This window comes from Knoellia sinensis KCTC 19936, assembly GCF_000768705.1.
Classification (GTDB): Bacteria; Actinomycetota; Actinomycetes; order Actinomycetales; family Dermatophilaceae; genus Knoellia; species Knoellia sinensis.
Genome location: NZ_AVPJ01000019.1, coordinates 25987 through 41395, shown reverse-complemented (window position 1 = coordinate 41395; position 15409 = coordinate 25987). Strand labels below are relative to the sequence as shown.

General features: G+C 69.3%; 13 protein-coding genes. 6 read left to right on the top strand and 7 right to left on the bottom strand.

Annotated features, from left to right (window positions below):
• Positions 1 to 27 precede the first annotated feature (27 nt).
• On the top strand, positions 28 to 1926 hold the full coding sequence (locus N802_RS17185) for a Na+/H+ antiporter (protein WP_035918742.1): 1899 nt from the start codon (positions 28 to 30) through the stop codon (positions 1924 to 1926).
• 21 nt (positions 1927 to 1947) lie between these two features.
• Here N802_RS17185 and N802_RS17180 read toward each other — a convergent pair whose 3' ends face one another.
• On the bottom strand, positions 1948 to 2499 hold the full coding sequence (locus tag N802_RS17180; RefSeq protein WP_035918740.1) for a hypothetical protein: 552 nt from the start codon (positions 2497 to 2499) through the stop codon (positions 1948 to 1950).
• Between the two features lie 84 nt (positions 2500 to 2583).
• Between N802_RS17180 and N802_RS17175 the strand changes: the two genes are divergently transcribed.
• Complete coding sequence (locus N802_RS17175) at positions 2584 to 3252, top strand: Maf family protein (RefSeq protein ID WP_035918738.1); 669 nt, start codon at positions 2584 to 2586, stop codon at positions 3250 to 3252.
• Between the two features lie 84 nt (positions 3253 to 3336).
• Here N802_RS17175 and N802_RS17170 read toward each other — a convergent pair whose 3' ends face one another.
• The 3 genes from N802_RS17170 to N802_RS17160 form a co-directional block, all read right to left on the bottom strand.
• Complete coding sequence (locus N802_RS17170) at positions 3337 to 4398, bottom strand: S8 family serine peptidase (protein WP_035918736.1); 1062 nt, start codon at positions 4396 to 4398, stop codon at positions 3337 to 3339.
• A 105-nt stretch (positions 4399 to 4503) separates the two neighbouring features.
• Entirely contained in the window at positions 4504 to 6081 is a 1578-nt protein-coding gene (locus N802_RS17165) for an acyl-CoA carboxylase subunit beta (RefSeq protein WP_035918732.1), read from the bottom strand.
• 45 nt (positions 6082 to 6126) lie between these two features.
• The gene (locus tag N802_RS17160; protein ID WP_035918729.1) at positions 6127 to 7311 is read right to left on the bottom strand and encodes an acyl-CoA dehydrogenase family protein; all 1185 of its coding nucleotides are present in this window, start codon (positions 7309 to 7311) and stop codon (positions 6127 to 6129) included.
• A 65-nt stretch (positions 7312 to 7376) separates the two neighbouring features.
• Between N802_RS17160 and N802_RS17155 the strand changes: the two genes are divergently transcribed.
• Entirely contained in the window at positions 7377 to 7787 is a 411-nt protein-coding gene (locus N802_RS17155) for a MerR family transcriptional regulator (RefSeq protein ID WP_035918726.1), read from the top strand.
• 28 nt (positions 7788 to 7815) lie between these two features.
• Positions 7816 to 8001 (top strand): hypothetical protein, encoded by a 186-nt coding sequence (locus N802_RS17150; RefSeq protein ID WP_035918722.1) that lies wholly within the window; start codon positions 7816 to 7818, stop codon positions 7999 to 8001.
• A gap of 357 nt (positions 8002 to 8358) precedes the next feature.
• Here N802_RS17150 and N802_RS17145 read toward each other — a convergent pair whose 3' ends face one another.
• Positions 8359 to 10278, bottom strand: coding sequence for a hypothetical protein (locus N802_RS17145; protein WP_035918720.1), 1920 nt, complete (start codon positions 10276 to 10278; stop codon positions 8359 to 8361).
• 231 nt (positions 10279 to 10509) lie between these two features.
• Entirely contained in the window at positions 10510 to 11445 is a 936-nt protein-coding gene (locus N802_RS17140) for a PfkB family carbohydrate kinase (RefSeq protein WP_035918718.1), read from the bottom strand.
• A 45-nt stretch (positions 11446 to 11490) separates the two neighbouring features.
• On the opposite strand from N802_RS17140, the gene N802_RS17135 reads away from it, so the two are divergent.
• Positions 11491 to 12402 carry an AAA family ATPase gene (locus tag N802_RS17135; protein WP_035918800.1) on the top strand — a complete coding sequence of 304 codons (912 nt, stop codon included), beginning with the start codon at positions 11491 to 11493 and terminating at the stop codon, positions 12400 to 12402.
• A 23-nt stretch (positions 12403 to 12425) separates the two neighbouring features.
• Positions 12426 to 13886 (top strand): VWA domain-containing protein, encoded by a 1461-nt coding sequence (locus N802_RS17130; protein WP_035918716.1) that lies wholly within the window; start codon positions 12426 to 12428, stop codon positions 13884 to 13886.
• 98 nt (positions 13887 to 13984) lie between these two features.
• Here the strand turns inward: N802_RS17130 and N802_RS17125 are convergent, their stop codons facing one another.
• A complete protein-coding gene (locus N802_RS17125; protein ID WP_052110104.1) occupies positions 13985 to 15406 on the bottom strand; it encodes a TIGR03118 family protein in 1422 nt (473 codons plus the stop codon).
• Positions 15407 to 15409: the final 3 nt, after the last annotated feature.

The following is a 15409-nucleotide window of genomic DNA, read 5'->3' as shown; positions in this document are numbered from 1 at the left end:
TAGCGGCGCAAGGTCGACAATGTCCGCGTGGATCTCGCCCTCACGCTCGCCGGCATCGCCGTGACCGTCATCGTCGTCGCACGCCTCAGCGTCCCGCTCGGCGTGCCCTCCCCGATCGCCCTCCTGGTGGTGGGTCTCATCGGGTCCCTTCTCCCCTTCGTCCCCCAGATCTCGCTCGACCCGGACGTCGTCCTGCTCGGACTTCTCCCGCCGCTTCTGTATGCCGCGGCGCTGAACACGTCGCTCGTCGACATCCGGGCCAATCGGGTCCCGATCCTCGGCCTCTCGGTGGGACTCGTCCTGTTCACGACCTTGGGTGTGGCCCTCGTCGCGTGGTGGTTGCTGCCCATCCCGTTCGCCGTCGCCGTCGCCATGGGTGCGATCGTGGCGCCCCCGGATGCCGTCGCCGCGACCGCCGTGGCCCGCGGCATCGGCCTCCCTCGACGGATCACGACGATCCTCGAGGGCGAGTCGCTCCTCAACGACGCCACCGCGCTGGTGACTCTCCGGACGGCCATCGCAGCAGCCGGTCTGGCGACCTCGACCCACGGATTCGCTTCTCACGGGCCGGTTTCGGTGACATCGGTCGCCCGGGACTTCGGCCTGGCCGTGGTGGGTGGCGTCGGCGTCGGCTGGGTCGCGTTCGTGCTCATCGGCTTCGTCCGCAAGCGCCTCACCGAGGCCACGTCGGACACCGCGCTGTCGTTCGCGGCGCCGTTCCTCTCATACCTCCCGGCCGAACAGCTCGGTGCGAGCGGAGTGCTCGCCGTCGTGACGACCGGCCTGCTTCTGGCACACCGGTCGATTGCCCTCCAGTCGGCGGCGTCGCGGCTCAGCGAGCGCGTCAACTGGGCGAGCGTGACGTTCCTCCTCGAGAACGCGGTCTTCCTGCTCATCGGACTGCAGCTGTCTCGCGAGGTCGCCGACGTGCGCGCGAGCGACATCTCCCTGGGCCGCGCAGTGCTCGTCGGGCTCGCGGTCCTCGCGGCCGTCCTCGTGCTGCGGCCGCTGTGGCTCTTCCCGTTCACCTGGCTGACCAGGGCGTGGGGCAAGAGCGACCGTATGCCGGGTGCGGCCGCGTCGACCGCCGTCACCTCCTGGGCCGGGATGCGCGGGGTGGTCACCCTGGCGGCCGCACTCACCCTGCCTGTGGCGACGCCCGAACGACCGACGCTCGTCCTCATCGCCCTGATCGTCACCGTGGGCACGCTGGCGTTGCAGTCCTCGACCTTGCCCTGGCTGGCCCGCACCTTGGGCGTGCGCGGTCCGGATGCTCGCGAGGACGCCCTGCAAGAGGCGACCATCCTCCAGGCTGCGACCGGAGCAGGCCTGCGTTCGCTCGATGACGTGCCTGGCGTCGATCCGGTGGTCACCGCGGAGCTGCATGCCAACGCCGAGTTGCGCGTGAACCGCATCTGGGAGCGACTGGGACTCCTCGGTCCCGGCGAGTCGGAGCCACCGAGCGAGACGCGACGGCGCCTGCGCATGGTGATGCTCGATGCCGAGCGGCGCGAGCTGGTCCGCATCCGCGACGAGCACGAGGTCGACCACGAAGTCCTGGCGAGTGTCATGAGCCAGTTGGACGCCGAGGAGGCGGCACTCACGTGGAGCCTGGACCGCGCCTCCCGGATGCGCGACTCTCCGCTGCTCTCGCCCGACCAGGTCGCCCGGGGATGTGAACACCTCTCCACGGAGCCTGAGTTCGCCGTCCCGGCCGATGCCGAGGGCTGCAGCGACTGCCTGCGTGAAGGGACGACGTGGGTCCATCTCCGCATGTGCACCCACTGCGGCAACGTCGGCTGTTGCAACTCGTCACCCGGGCGGCACGCGAGCACACATCATGCGTCGACCGGTCACCCGGTCATGCGTTCGCTCGAGCCCGGCGAGGCGTGGCGCTGGTGCTACGTCGATGACGTCCTCGGCTGACGAGGCGCCGGCGACAGCGGCTCACTCTGTGGTGGGCGTGCCCGTCGGCTGAGGGTTGCCGGGCGTGGACGTGCGCGTCCCCGGCCGGAAGATGTCGACGAGGTCGTCGAACATCGAGCCGTCGGTGGGCGAGGGCGTGCTCGTCGGCTTCGGCTTGTTCGGCCGCGGCTTGGACGGGGTGGCCGACGGCTCCGTTGACGTGGGGTCGGACTCGGCCGGAGGCCGGGGCGTCCGCGGCGTGTCCCGCGACGGCGGGATCGACCGGGTCGCAGAGGCCTCCGTGGTGCTCGGAGTAGCCGTGGGCGACTCCGTGGCGGTGTCGGTCGTCCCCGTGGACGCCGTCTCGAGGGGAGACGGCGTCGTGGAGGACGACTCGCTCGCCTCCGTCGTGGGCGTGGTCGGTTGTGGAGAGTTGCTCAGCCCCGCCAGCACGACCGGTGGACCCGGCTCCGGGTCCAGGGAGTTGAGGACCAGACCGAAGGTACCCACGACGATGAGGGCCGCTCCCAGTGCCATCACGCGCCGCATCGCCGCGAGACCGTTGAGACGGTGGCGTCCTGCCGTGGAGCTCATGTGCACAGATTCCGTTCGTCGTTGGACGGGTCTCTCCCTGACCCGTCGCCCAAACCCTCGACACCATACGGTGAGATCGTGCGAATGAGCCGTTCACCGTCAGCCCACTTTGTCCTCGCTTCCGCGTCTCCAGCGCGACTCGCCACGCTGCGCGCCGCAGGCGTCGAGCCGACCGTCCAGGTGAGCCGCGTGGACGAGGACGCCGCGCTCAGCGCCGCTGAGCAGGTCCACGGTCCCCTGGACCCGGCCGACGTCGCGCTGCTCCTCGCACGCGCCAAGGCCGAGGATGTGGCGCGCTCCCTGGAGGAGGGTGACGTGCCGGGAGCCGTCGTCCTGGGCTGCGATTCCGTGCTCGAACTCGACGGTGAGGTCCACGGCAAACCAGCCGATGCGGCAGAGGCGACGGAACGGTGGCGCCGCATGCGTGGCCGAAGCGGCGTCCTCCACACGGGCCACTGGATCGTCGACGATCGCGATCCCGATGACGGCGGCACCGGTGGGACGCTCGGGGCGACGGCCTCGACGACGGTGCATTTCGCCGACCTCTCCGACGACGAGATCGAGGCCTACGTCGCGACCGGCGAGCCGCTTCGGGTCGCTGGGGCGTTCACGCTCGACGGCCTCGGTGCGCCCTACGTCAGCGCCATCGAGGGCGACCCGTCCAACGTGGTCGGCGTCTCCCTCCCACTGTTGCGCGAACTTCTGGGTGAACTCACCATCCGCTGGCACGACCTTCGCTCGTCGCGCGACTGAGCGGATCCACCCACGACCACGACGCCGGTATGCCGTGACGCGCCGGGGGCGTCACGGCATACCGGCCGCTTGTGGTTGGCCGTCTCAGCGCGCGGAGGCGACGGCCGCCTGGGCGTCGACGACGCCGTAGCCGTAGAGCGGCGTGAACGTGCCGCGCATCCCCAGAACGGGGGTGCGTGCCGTCGTCGTGAGGGCCTTCTCCGCCTGGGCGACCGTGCGGCCCTGAGCGAGGAGCAGTGCCGCGACGCCAGCCACGTGCGGCGTGGCCATCGACGTGCCGGCGAAGGCGTCGTAGCCGCCCACACCACAGCCGCTGGCCGCGCCCGTGGGAACCGTCGACCACACGTCGTCGTCACATCCGCCGAAGCCGAAGCCACCGGGAGCCGAGACGACCTTGAGGTCGGGCTTGATCGGAAGCTCCGAGAAGGCCGAGTGGAGTTCGTTCTTGTCGGTCGAGCCGACGCAGAGCCCGGTGCTCGAGAACCCGGGGCTGGTGCACGCGATCGTCGACGTGTTGCCGGCGGCAATGACCGACAGCGCCCCCTTGGTGCGCGCGTAGTCGATGGCCTGCTCGATTTCGGTGTCGAGGCCCGCGATCGACAGGACCTGCGTGCCCGGAAGCGACCCGAGCGACAGGTTGATGACATCGGCGCCGTGATCGGCGGACCAGCGGATGCCGTTGGCAATGTCGGCAGTGTTGCCCGACCCGTCCTCGAGCACCTTGACCGGCATGATCCTGGCGTCCGGAGCCACACCGGCGACGCCGGTCTCGTTGTTCGTGATGGCGGCGGCGATGCCAGCGACGTGGGTGCCGTGGGCGTCGACGTCCTGGCCGACGCCGTCGACGCCCTTCCAGTTGCCGTCACCGCAGGAGGCCGAGCCACTGCATCCGACGAAGGTGCCGCCGGGGACGAGTTTGGCGGCGAGGTCGGGGTGGGTCAGATCCACTCCGGTGTCGACGACGGCGATGACTGCGCCGGCGCCGCGGGACGTCGACCACGCCTGTTCGGCGCGGACCTGGGTGAGGCCCCATTGCTTGGAGCGGAGGGTGTCGTTCGTCGCGGCGGTGGCAGGGGAGGCGCTGGCGACGAGGGCGACAAGGGCGGTTGCGCCCGCGAGGGCGACGGTGCGTCGAAGTGCACGCATCAGGGGGAACCTTTCGGTGGAATCAGCCTCGGCGTTGAGGCCTGACCACGCGAGGTTACCCACAGAAACCTTGGAGCGCGCGCTGAGTGCGTCGCCGGTCACCGATCAGACCGGAGGTATGCCGCGTCGCTTGGTCGCGAACGCACGATCCCTTCCAGCGGCGTAGCGGAGGCGGTGGAGCAGCTCCGCACGCAGGTCCTCGGGCTCGACGATGTGGTCGATGACGAGGTCGGCGGCGAGGCGCTCGAGGTCAACGTCCTCTTCGTATTCGGCGCGGCGCTCGGCGACATAGGCATCGCGCGCCTCCGCGCCCTCGGCGGCCTCGACCTCGGCGATCTTGTTGGCGTAGACCGCGTTGACCGCGGCTTCCGGACCCATGACCGCGATGCGAGCCGTGGGCAGGGCGATCGTCGCGTCGGGCCCGAAGCCCGGTCCGCCCATGGCATAGAGCCCGGCGCCGTAGGCCTTGCGCACGACGACGCAGAACTGCGGCACGGTCGCCGAGGAGACGGCCGAGACCATCTTGGCGCCGTGGCGGATGATGCCGCCACGCTCGACCTCCGAGCCGATCATGAAGCCGGGGACATCTGCGAGATAGACGAGCGGGATCGAGTAGGCATCGCAGAGCCAGATGAAGCGCGCGGCCTTGTCGGCGCTGTCGGTGAAGAGCACTCCACCCTTGACCATCGAGTTGTTGGCGACGATGCCCACGGTCTCGCCGTCCATTCGCCCCAGTCCGACGACGAGCTCAGGGGCGAAGAGCGACTTGATCTCGAAGAAGCTGTCGTCGTCGACGAGCCCGTCGATGACCTCATGCACGTCGAACGGCTGACTCTCGCGCTCCGGAACCGACGCCCTGGTGAGGGGCGCGCTCGGGGACTCCGCGGCATACGAAGGAAGCGGTGAACGCCAGTTCTGCGGGACGTACGAGAAGTAGAGCTTGGCCATCTCGATGGCCTCCGCGTCATCGTGGACGAGGATGTCACCGACGCCGGAGACGGTGCAGTGCATCCGCGCACCGCCCATCTCGTCGAGCGAAACCTTCTCTCCCACAACCATTTCGGCCATGCGCGGGCTGCCGAGATACATGGACGCATTGCCCTCGACCATGATGAGCAGGTCGGTGAAGCTCGGGATGTAGGCGCCACCGGCGGCCGACGGGCCGAAGAGGCAGCAGATCTGCGGGACCTTGCCGGACAGTGCCACCTGATTGTGGAAGATGCGACCGGCGCCGCGGCGCCCGGGGAACATCTCGACCTGGTCGGTGATGCGCGCGCCCGCGGAGTCGACGAACCAGAAGACGGGCAGCTCCTCGCGCAAGGCCATCTCGGTGGCGCGCACGATCTTCTCGACGGTGCGCGAACCCCAGGAGCCGGCCTTCACGGTCGGGTCGTTGGCGATGACGATGACGGGACGGCCGTCGACGGTCCCGCGCCCCGTGACGACACCGTCGGCGGGGAGCCCGGGCTGGAGCGCATTGGCGTAGCGACCGTCCTCGACGAACGAGCCCTCGTCGACGAGCAGCGCGATGCGGTCGCGGACATAGAGCTTGCCCTGGGAGGCGAGCTTGGCCGCAGCCTTCTCGGGAGGCGACGCCGACGCGGCGTGCGCCGCCTCGAGTCGCGCTCGGACGTCGGCGACCCGAGGATCGCTGGACGGGGACGACGAGTCGCTCACCGGCATACCTTCACTCTCTCAGTCTCGGACCCGGAACTCGGCGTCAACGACTCAGCCGAGGCCGAGGTGGCGGGCGATGAGCATGCGCTGGACCTCGCTCGTGCCCTCACCGATCTCGAGGATCTTGCCGTCGCGATAGAAGCGGGCGACGGGGTATTCCTCCATGAAGCCGTTGCCGCCGAAGATCTGCACGGCGATGCGGGTCGCGGTGACGGCGGCCTCGCTGGAGTAGAGCTTGGCGATCGAGGCGGCCTGCTTGACCTCCTTGAGGGAGCGGCGGCCGGCCTCCAGCTCGTCCTTGAGCCAGGCGGCCTTGTAGGTGAGGAGGCGGGCGGCCTCGACGGAGACCGCGAGGTCGGCGACCTGGAAGGACACGCCCTGGTTGGAGCCGATGGGGCGGCCGAAGGCCGTGCGGGTCTTCGCGTAGTCGGTCGAGAGGTCGAGCATCGCCTGCGCCATGCCCACGGCGAGTGCGGAGATGGCGATGCGACCGTCGTCGAGGGTCTTGAGGAACTGCTTGAAGCCCTGGCCCTGCTCACCGAGGAGGTTGCCCTCGGGGACGCGGCAGCCCTGGAAGGTCAGGCCGTGGGTGTCGGAGATGTGCCAGCCGAGCTTGTCGTAGGCCGGCTCGACGGTGAATCCCGGTGTGCCAGACGGGATCATGATCGCGCTGATCTCGGCGTTGCCCTTGTCGTCGGTGCCAGTGCGGGCGGTCACGGTGACGACCGACGTGATGTCGGTGCCGGAGTTGGTGATGAACGCCTTGGCACCGTCGACGACCCACTCGTCGCCATCGCGAACGGCCTTGGTGCGGGTTGCACCGGCGTCAGAGCCGGCGTCCGGCTCGGTGAGGCCGAAGCCGGCCAGAGCGCGGCCGGCGACGAGGTCGGGGAGGAAGCGCTGCTTCTGCTCCTCGTTGCCGTAGGTGAGGATCGGGTTGATGCCGAGGCCGACGCCCGCGCTGAGTGTGATGCCGATCGACTGGTCGACCCGACCGAGCTCCTCGATGGCGACGCAGAGGCTGGTGAACGCGCCACCCTCGTCGGGGTCGAGGCTGCCGCCGAACTCCTCCGGGACGACGAGCCCGAAGAGGCCGAGGTCGCCCATCTTGGGGACGAGGTCGGTCGGGAAGTGGTGGTCCTTGTCCCACTGGGCAACGTGCGGAGCCACCTCACGCTCGGCGAAGTCGCGCACGACCTTGCGGAAGTCCTCGTGGTCCTGACTGAGCTCGAACATCGTTGTCCTCTCGGGTGGTGCACGCTGCTTGACGTTGACGTCAACGTAAAGCAATACTGCCCGGCATGGCAAGCCGCGCGCGAGACCCTGAGGGCGAGGTCGAAACCTGGACGATCCGTGAGATCGCCGAGGAGTTCGACGTGACCCACCGGACGGTCCGCCATTACGAGGAGCTCGGCCTGATCTCCCCCGAGCGGCACGGCACCACCCGCATCTATCACCGGCGTGACAAGACCCGCCTCGGCCTCATCCTGCGCGGCAAGCGACTCGGCTTCCCGCTCGAGGAGATCCGCACGATCATCGACCTCTACGACGCACCGCGCGGCCGCCGCAGCCAACTCGAGTACGTCCTCGGCCAGATCGACGAGCGCCGCACCGACCTGGAGCAGCGCCGACGTGACATCGAGGACGCCTTGACCGAGCTGGCCGGTTTCGAGGACCGTTGTCGCGAGGACCTGTCAAAACTCCCCGGCTGACCGCTGGGACTGACTCGAGGAGACCTGCATGGATCGCTCGGACGAACCGTCCGCCTTCGCCTGGATCATGTCGGGAACGGTCGGCGCCGTCGTCGTCGGGAGCTTGGGCAAGATGCTCCTCGACCGTCGCCGAGCGCGCGCGTTGACCGATGCCAAGGCGGCTGCGGCCGAGGCTGACCCGGAGTCCGCAGAGGCGGAAGGCCACCCGAGCTGATCCGTCCCCAACCGTCCAATTGGGTGAGTTCGGGACGGCAGGCGGGCGGACGGCATACGCGCTGATCCGTCCCCAACCGTCCAATTGGGTGAGTTCGGGACGGCAGGTGGACAGGCGGGCGGACTGGTGGGTGGACTGCATACCGCCTGATCCGTTCTCAACCGTCCAATTGGGTGAGTTCGGTACGGCAGGTGGACAGGCCGGCGGACTGGCGGGTGGACGGCATACCGCCTGATCCGTTCTCAACCGTCCAATTGGTTGACTTCGGGACGGCAGGCGGGCACCCGGGACCGGACCGAGGTCCCTGGAGGGGATGGGTCCCCGGTCCGGCCGATGGTGGGGTGGGCGGCGACGCCCCTACGGGCTGGTGACGGTGCCGCCGTTGTTGATCGTCAGCGTGGACGACTCGTGGCACGAGTCGTCGATGTCACGCTGCGCCGGGTTGGTGCTGTCGAAGCTCACCTTCCACGAGATGTCGGCCGCTGTGGTCGACACCGTGGTGTTGGTGGTGCTCACCGTCTGCGGCGAGTTGCCCGCCACCGTCTGGTCCTCAGTGAGGAGTGCCGTGCCGGTGCAGTCGGACGTCTCGTAGGCCGTGAACGTGACCGTGCCGGCCATCGCACCGCCAGCCGTGGCGCTCACGGTGACGGAGTCGTTCGGGATGAATGACTGCGCCGAGGTGAGGCTCGACGGGACCGTGGTGATGACGACGTCCTCGTTGTCATCCGTGCAACCGGTATTGTGGGTCGTCCCGTTGTTGTTCGGGGAGTTCCCGCTGTAGGTCGCAACCCAGTGATAGGTGCCAGGTGCCGTCGGCACGAACTGCGGGTTGGGCGTGTTGTAGGTCCCGTTGCCGCTCACTGGGACCGTCGCCGAGGTGTGGGCGAGGGTCGTGCAGTTGCCCGGGCCGAACAGCTTGAACGTGATGGTTCCACCCGCTGCCGCACCCGCCGCACCATTGAGGTTGATGACGGGGTTGGCCGGCTGGGTGGCCAGGCCGCTCAGGGTTGCCGAGTCGGTCACGGCCGAGCCCAGGAGCCCGCCGGGTCCTGCCGTGGTGGCGAGTCCCGGCGTCACAGGGTTGACCGTGAAGCACTCATTTGCCCTGGAGTCGGACGAGCCGGGGATGCCGTTGGCGGTGTCGCCGCTGAAGACGGCGCGCCAGCAGTAGCGGCCTACCGACGTGAGATGGGCCGTGGGCGAGACCACGGTCGCCGGATAGGCAGCGCCACTGAGGTTCGTCGAACCCACCGACGTGCCTCCCGTGGCGCACAGGTCAGGCGCGTCGACCTTGCAGAGGTGGAACGCGACCGAGCCTGCGGGAGTGGAGGTGCCGCCCTCGATGTCAACGACGGCTGAGTCCTTGACCGCCACCACGCCCGTGCCGATCGAGAGACCACCGTTGGGGATGTCCGCTCCATCGCCATCCTTGGGCGTCGTCACGGTCGTCGACTCGCAGTTCGTGATCGGTGGGGTCGTCCTCAGGATCGTGTCCTTGTAGTCAGCCTCGTCCGAGTTGCCGGTGACCGTGCTCGGGATGGTGTTGGCGAACGACAGGCATCGCGTGACGCCGCCGAAGATGGTGTCCGTCAGGTTGACCGCAGCCTCGCCGCGGAAACCGCCCGAACCGTAGGCCACCTGCGAGACCTCGTCGTTGAGCGGTTGGAGCCCGCTGAGGACGAGGTTGGGAGCGGTGCCGGACCACGTGCGCAGGTACCGGGCGGTGCTGCCGCCCTGCTGGTCCCACAGGATCATGAAGTCGCCCGCGGTGCGGTTGGCCCAGGGGTTGCAGGTGGCGATGAGTTGCGCCTCGGTCGCTGTCTCGTAGGCACAGCTCGCGGGTGCCTCGTTCTGCATGAATTCGTACGCAATGAACCCGCTGCCGGTGTTGGAGTCGCGCTCCCACGCGAAGTACAGCCAGTCGTCATTGGTGCTGGGGTCCCGCGCGGTGTCGAGCCAGGCTTGGCGGAGGTCGACCTGGGAGTTCGGGTTGGTCTTCTCCAGGGTCGGGACCGCGTCACTGTGGATGCGGATGATCTTCGTCGAGTTGCCGTTGACGGGTCCGAGTTCCTTGACGCTGCCGAAGACGTCGGGAATCGGATCGATGTTCGCATCGGGAATCGTGCCCTCGATGACGAACGGGCCGTCGGCAGCAAAGGCATTGGGCACGGTCAGGCCCAGCGCGAGAAGGAGACCGACGATCGCCGTGAGAGCCACTCGGCCGCGTCGTGCTCGTCGAGACGAGCGGCCTCGCTCGCCAATGGGTGTGGAATGCATGAGGTCCTCATTTCGCCCGTGTTCAGGGCATCGTGCAGCAGGAAATGAGGAGGTCGGGTGCCGGCTCAGACGACCTCGAGGCGCAATGCGTCAAGCCCTCGTGCCGCCGGCTCGGCGTGCGAGAGGTGGATCAGCCACGTCTCTCAGAATGGCCCTGCTGCCGAGGTGCGCGCAGCCGTTCGGATTGATGGCACAAACCTGCCACCGGCTGTCGATTCGCGACAGATCCACCTACCGCGAGTCAACCGACTGGCGCGCCAGGAACGCGTCGATCTCGTCTGCCCTCGGGGCCGTCGCGGGCCCCCGCCGCGTCACCTTGATGGCCCCTCCGGCGTTGGCTCGGCGGGCTGCCTCGACCCACGACAGCCCGCCGGCACGACAGGCCACGAGGACACCGGTGTGGGTGTCTCCTGCACCGTTGGTGTCGACCGGCTTCTGCGGGTAGCCGTCGAGGTCGGTGGTCTCACCGTCGGCATGCACGGCGCATCCTTCGGGCCCGTCGCGCACGATCGCGACAGCACCGGGCGGAAGGTGCTCGACGCACTTCGCCACCGCCACGACGATGTCGGCTTCGCCGGTCAGCGCCTCGCTCTCCTCCGCGTTGCCCGTCCAGACCGTCGTCATCGCGAGCATGCGCTCGCGGATGTCGTCGTCGAGCTCGGCGAAGATCGCCCCCGGATCGAGGACGACCTCGACACCCTCAGGAAGCCCAGCAAGCCACTCCAGCAACGGATCTCGCGTGGTTCCCGTCAACGAGTAGCCGCTCACGCACACGAGATCACCCGCCACGGGCTCGGACGTCTGCAGGGACTCCACGCTGATGAGCCGCTCCGCCGCCTGCGTCGTGACGAACGTCCGCTCAGCCGTCGGCTCGAGCATGACGACGCAGATCCCGGTGTCGAGGTCCGGCACCGTCGGGCTCGACACCGTGACGCCCTCCGCCTTGAGCGCCGCCCGGATGAGCTCGCCGTGCGGGCCCGTCCCCGTCGCTCCCGCATGCATGCACTCGGCTCCCTGACGCGCCGCCGCGAGGAGGATGTTGACCGCTCCCCCGGCGTACTCCTTCGGCGGCGGAGCCATGACATTGCCGCCGCGCCTCGGCAGCGCGGGCACCTCCACGACGACGTCGACCAGTGCCTGTGCGGTGTGGATCACCCGTGGAGACATGAACCGCAGCGTATGCCGTCCGCCCCCGACTGCGAGGATGTCACCGTGAGCACTTCGGCACCTCCTGCACCCGCCACCCCGCGCTTCGGCACCGTCGACGAGGTGCGCGAGCGCCTCGCGGTCACCGGCTACCTCGCGTCCGACGCCATCGCCACGACCGCGTTCCTCGCCGACCAGTTGGGCAAGCCGCTGCTGGTCGAAGGTCCGGCCGGCGTGGGCAAGACCGAACTCGCCAAGGCCGTGGCCGCAGCCACGGGCGCCAAGCTCATCCGGCTCCAGTGCTACGAGGGGGTGGACGAGGCCCGCGCCCTCTATGAGTGGAACCACGCCAAGCAGCTCCTCCGCATCACCGCCGAGAAGGATGCCTCGGACGGCTGGGATGCGTTGCGGGACAACATCTTCAGCGACGAGTTCCTGCTCCCCCGCCCCCTTCTCGCCGCCATCCGCAGCGACGAACCGGTCGTGCTCCTCATCGACGAGCTCGACAAGGCCGACGTCGAGATCGAGGGCCTGCTCCTCGAGATCCTCGGCGACTTCCAGGTGACCGTGCCCGAACTCGGCACCATCACGGCCACCCATCAGCCCTTTGTCGTCCTCACCTCGAACGCGACCCGCGAGCTCTCGGAGGCCTTGCGTCGGCGGTGCCTCTTCCTCCACATCGACTATCCCTCCGCCGAGCTCGAGCAGCGGATCGTCACGCTCCGCGCGCCGGGCCTCGACGATGCGCTCGTGGCATCCGTCGTGCGCCTCGTCCAGCGCCTGCGCGAACTCCGGCTGCGCAAGGCACCGTCCGTGTCCGAGACGGTCGACTGGGCGCGCACCCTCATCGCCCTCGGCGCCACCCAGGACAACGACCTCAGCGCCGACTTGGTCCGCGACAACCTCGGCGTCCTCCTCAAGCACCAGGACGACATCGAGCGCGCGGCCGTCGCCCTCGACCTTCCCGCGCCCGCCTGATCCGGCTGCCGGACCACACCGCCATGTCCACCGCACTCGACTCCCGACTCGTCGGGTTCGCGCGCGCCCTGCGCGGCCACGGCGTCGTCGTCGGCACGAGTGAGGTCGTGGACGCCGGCGCCGCCGCCCACGTCCTCGGGCTCGACGACCGCGAACGCCTCCGTGAGGGGCTGGCGGCGGCCTTCCTGCGCCGGGCCGGGCAACGACAGGTCTTCGACGACCTCTACGACGTGTGGTTCCCCGCAGCCCTGGGCGACCGGTCGGGCATCACCGCCGACGCTCCCCCAGCCACCATCCAGGACCGACGCCACCGCGCCGCCGAACTCCGCGACGACCTCGCCCGAGCCCTCGCCCTGGGCGACGAACGCGCCCTCGACGACCTCGCAGCACGGGTCGTCGCGGAACTCGGCGCCCTCGCCAACGCAGCCACGACCGGCTCGTTCTCGGCGCAGCAGGCGCTCGACACCCTCGCTCCGCAGACCGCCATCGCGGGCGCCTTGGCCCGCATGCAGGATGCCGCCGAGGACGCACCGGGCGGATCCGGCGACGGCAGCGGAGGGTCCGGCGGCACCGGGTCCGGAGCCGGGGGTGCGCCGAGCGGCAACAGCTTCGCCTCCCGCTTCACCCGCGACGAGGTCCGCTCGGAGGTCGCTGCCTTCCGCCGCCGCGTCGAGGCCGAGACGCGTCGTCGCAACGCCGAGGCGCGCGGCGCCGAACGGATCAGCCGGTATGCCGTCCGCGCACCTGCCGACCGGACGCCCTTCCTCCTCGCCGGGCCGGCCGAACTGGACGAGCTCCGGGGCGCGATCCAGCCGCTCTCGCGCAAGCTCGCGACCCGGCTGGCGGCCCGCCGGCGTCGCGCATCGCGCGGCTCGATCGACATCCGGCGCACCCTGCGACGCTCGCTCAGCACGGGCGGGGTACCCATTCGTCCAGCGCTCCAGCACGCGAGCCCGCACCGTCCCGACCTCGTGATCCTGTGCGACCTGTCGACGTCGGTGGCCGGCTTCTCGCGCTTCACGATCCTGCTGGTCCAAGCGCTCGCCGCCCAGTTCCGTCGCGTCCGCATCCTCGGCTTCGTCAACCGCGTCGACGACCTCACCGACGAGGTGCTGGGCGCGGCCCCGGGCAGCGACCTGAGCAACGCCTTCGACGACCTCTCGCGCATGACGCGCTGGCACCGCAACAGCGACTACGGCGCGGTGTTCGCCGACGTGGTCGAGCACCACCTCGACGTCATCGGCCACCGCACGGCCGTCCTCATCCTCGGCGACGCCCGCTCAAACCACACCGACCCGCAGTTCGACATGCTGCGGGAGATCACCTCCCGCGCCCGCCACGTGTCCTGGCTCAATCCCGAACCTGCCCGCATGTGGGGCAGCAGCGACTCAGTCGCCCTGCGCTACGCCGAGATCGTCGACATGCACGAGTGCGCCAACGTCGCCCAGCTCAGAGAGTTCGTGTCCCGACTCCTGCCCGTCTGAGACGCCAGGGTTCGAGTGCTCGGGACGTGCCTCGTCTTTGTGCCCCAGTGGGACAACTCGCTGACGCTCGCCGTCCCACTGGGGCACAAAGACGAAAACTACTTCGGGTCGATACGACCGAAAATGCCGTCCTGCTCACCCCGTGGGCCGGCGGAGAAGTAGACCGCCTTGGCGTCGCCGAGAGACGCACCGTTGCCCGCCAGCAGCCCCCAGATGCCCGGCACGACGACCGGCTCGCCGTCAGCGTCGCGCACATAGTCGACGAAGGCCCCGTCACGGAACGCCGAGATCGTGCCGTCCCCGAAGTTGGCGACGAGCAGGGCACCCTCGAGTCCCCCGAATCCCGCCGGCGCCTTGACGATCCCCCACGGCGCGTCGAGGCCACCCTGGTCGTCGAAAGCCTTGACGAGCGCGCCGTCGGCCGTGAACGCCGCAACCCTCCCGGCTCCGGGCTCGTGGACCTCCTCACCGGGCTCGTCGACCTTGGCATAGGACACGAGCACCTGATCGTCGATGGTCGTGACGTTGAACGGCGCGAAGCCGGGGAACGGGTTGTTGAAGCCCTTCGTCGCCTCCTCCTCGAACGTGCTGGAGAACGTCACGATCCTCGAGGTACCGAAATCCGCAGCGAGGAGCTGGTCACCCGTCGGCGAGATCGCCAGCCCGAAGTACTGCGCACCGTCGGCCGAGTCGTCGGCGACCTTGGTGGCGAAGGGTGGTCGAGTCACGCTGCCGCCCGGCTGAGCAGTCTCGGTCCACGCGCTGATCGTGCCGTCGGCGGTGGCGAAGAGGAACTTCGCCGGTCCCTTGACCGCGCCCTGGTCCACGACGAAGTTCGTCGTGTCGTTGAAGATCACGCCCGTGGGCTCACCCAGGGTGTCGAAACCCTCGACCTTGTCCCCGGGCACGGTCACGACCCGGAGGTCGTCCTGGTGCAGTGGCGTGCCGGCAACATCGCCGACGTACTGGATCGAGGAGGCGGAGCCGCTCGCGGCAACCCAGAAGTGGCCGCCCTTCCCGGCCGGACGGCTTGCGAGACCCCACGCGTTGAGCATGGTCGGGTCAACGATCTGGGGTGCGTACTTAGCTGAGTTGGCGACAAGGTTGGTGGTGTCGAAGGTGCCAGACCCGGCCACTGCGGGCTTGTCGGCCGGTGCAGCCGAGCCCAGGTCGAGGGGCTCATCGGACGGAGTTCCGACGGTGAGGCTGGAGGTGGCCTCCTCGGGTCCGCACTCGAGCACGTAGTGACCGGCCCCGAGGTCGACCTCCACGTCGGCGTGGGCGCCCGCCTTGACCGGGTCGAGCCTGGCGACCGACGCACCGGCGCTGTCGTAGACCTCGAAACCACCCTCCCCGCCGCTGTTGTGCACCCGGAGGGTGAGGGGCCGTTCGGGCAGTGAGAGGTCGGGGCAACCGGCCGATGTCAACGCCACGGCCACGGCATCGCCGGATCCAGAACTGCAGGCGGTCAGGGACGCGGCGAGGACGAGCGCAGAGGCTGCGGCCACAGTGCGATTCACGAG

What these genes read in the sequence shown, in the direction of transcription:
- N802_RS17160 (WP_035918729.1), bottom strand. Translation starts at nt 7,311, where the DNA reads ATGTTCGAGCTCAGTCAGGACCACGAGGACTTCCGCAAGGTCGTGCGC.
- N802_RS17170 (WP_035918736.1), bottom strand. Translation starts at nt 4,398, where the DNA reads ATGCGTGCACTTCGACGCACCGTCGCCCTCGCGGGCGCAACCGCCCTT.
- N802_RS17175 (WP_035918738.1), top strand. Translation starts at nt 2,584, where the DNA reads ATGAGCCGTTCACCGTCAGCCCACTTTGTCCTCGCTTCCGCGTCTCCA.
- N802_RS17150 (WP_035918722.1), top strand. Translation starts at nt 7,816, where the DNA reads ATGGATCGCTCGGACGAACCGTCCGCCTTCGCCTGGATCATGTCGGGA.
- N802_RS17145 (WP_035918720.1), bottom strand. Translation starts at nt 10,278, where the DNA reads ATGCATTCCACACCCATTGGCGAGCGAGGCCGCTCGTCTCGACGAGCA.
- N802_RS17130 (WP_035918716.1), top strand. Translation starts at nt 12,426, where the DNA reads ATGTCCACCGCACTCGACTCCCGACTCGTCGGGTTCGCGCGCGCCCTG.
- N802_RS17165 (WP_035918732.1), bottom strand. Translation starts at nt 6,081, where the DNA reads ATGCCGGTGAGCGACTCGTCGTCCCCGTCCAGCGATCCTCGGGTCGCC.
- N802_RS17140 (WP_035918718.1), bottom strand. Translation starts at nt 11,445, where the DNA reads ATGTCTCCACGGGTGATCCACACCGCACAGGCACTGGTCGACGTCGTC.
- N802_RS17155 (WP_035918726.1), top strand. Translation starts at nt 7,377, where the DNA reads ATGGCAAGCCGCGCGCGAGACCCTGAGGGCGAGGTCGAAACCTGGACG.
- N802_RS17180 (WP_035918740.1), bottom strand. Translation starts at nt 2,499, where the DNA reads ATGAGCTCCACGGCAGGACGCCACCGTCTCAACGGTCTCGCGGCGATG.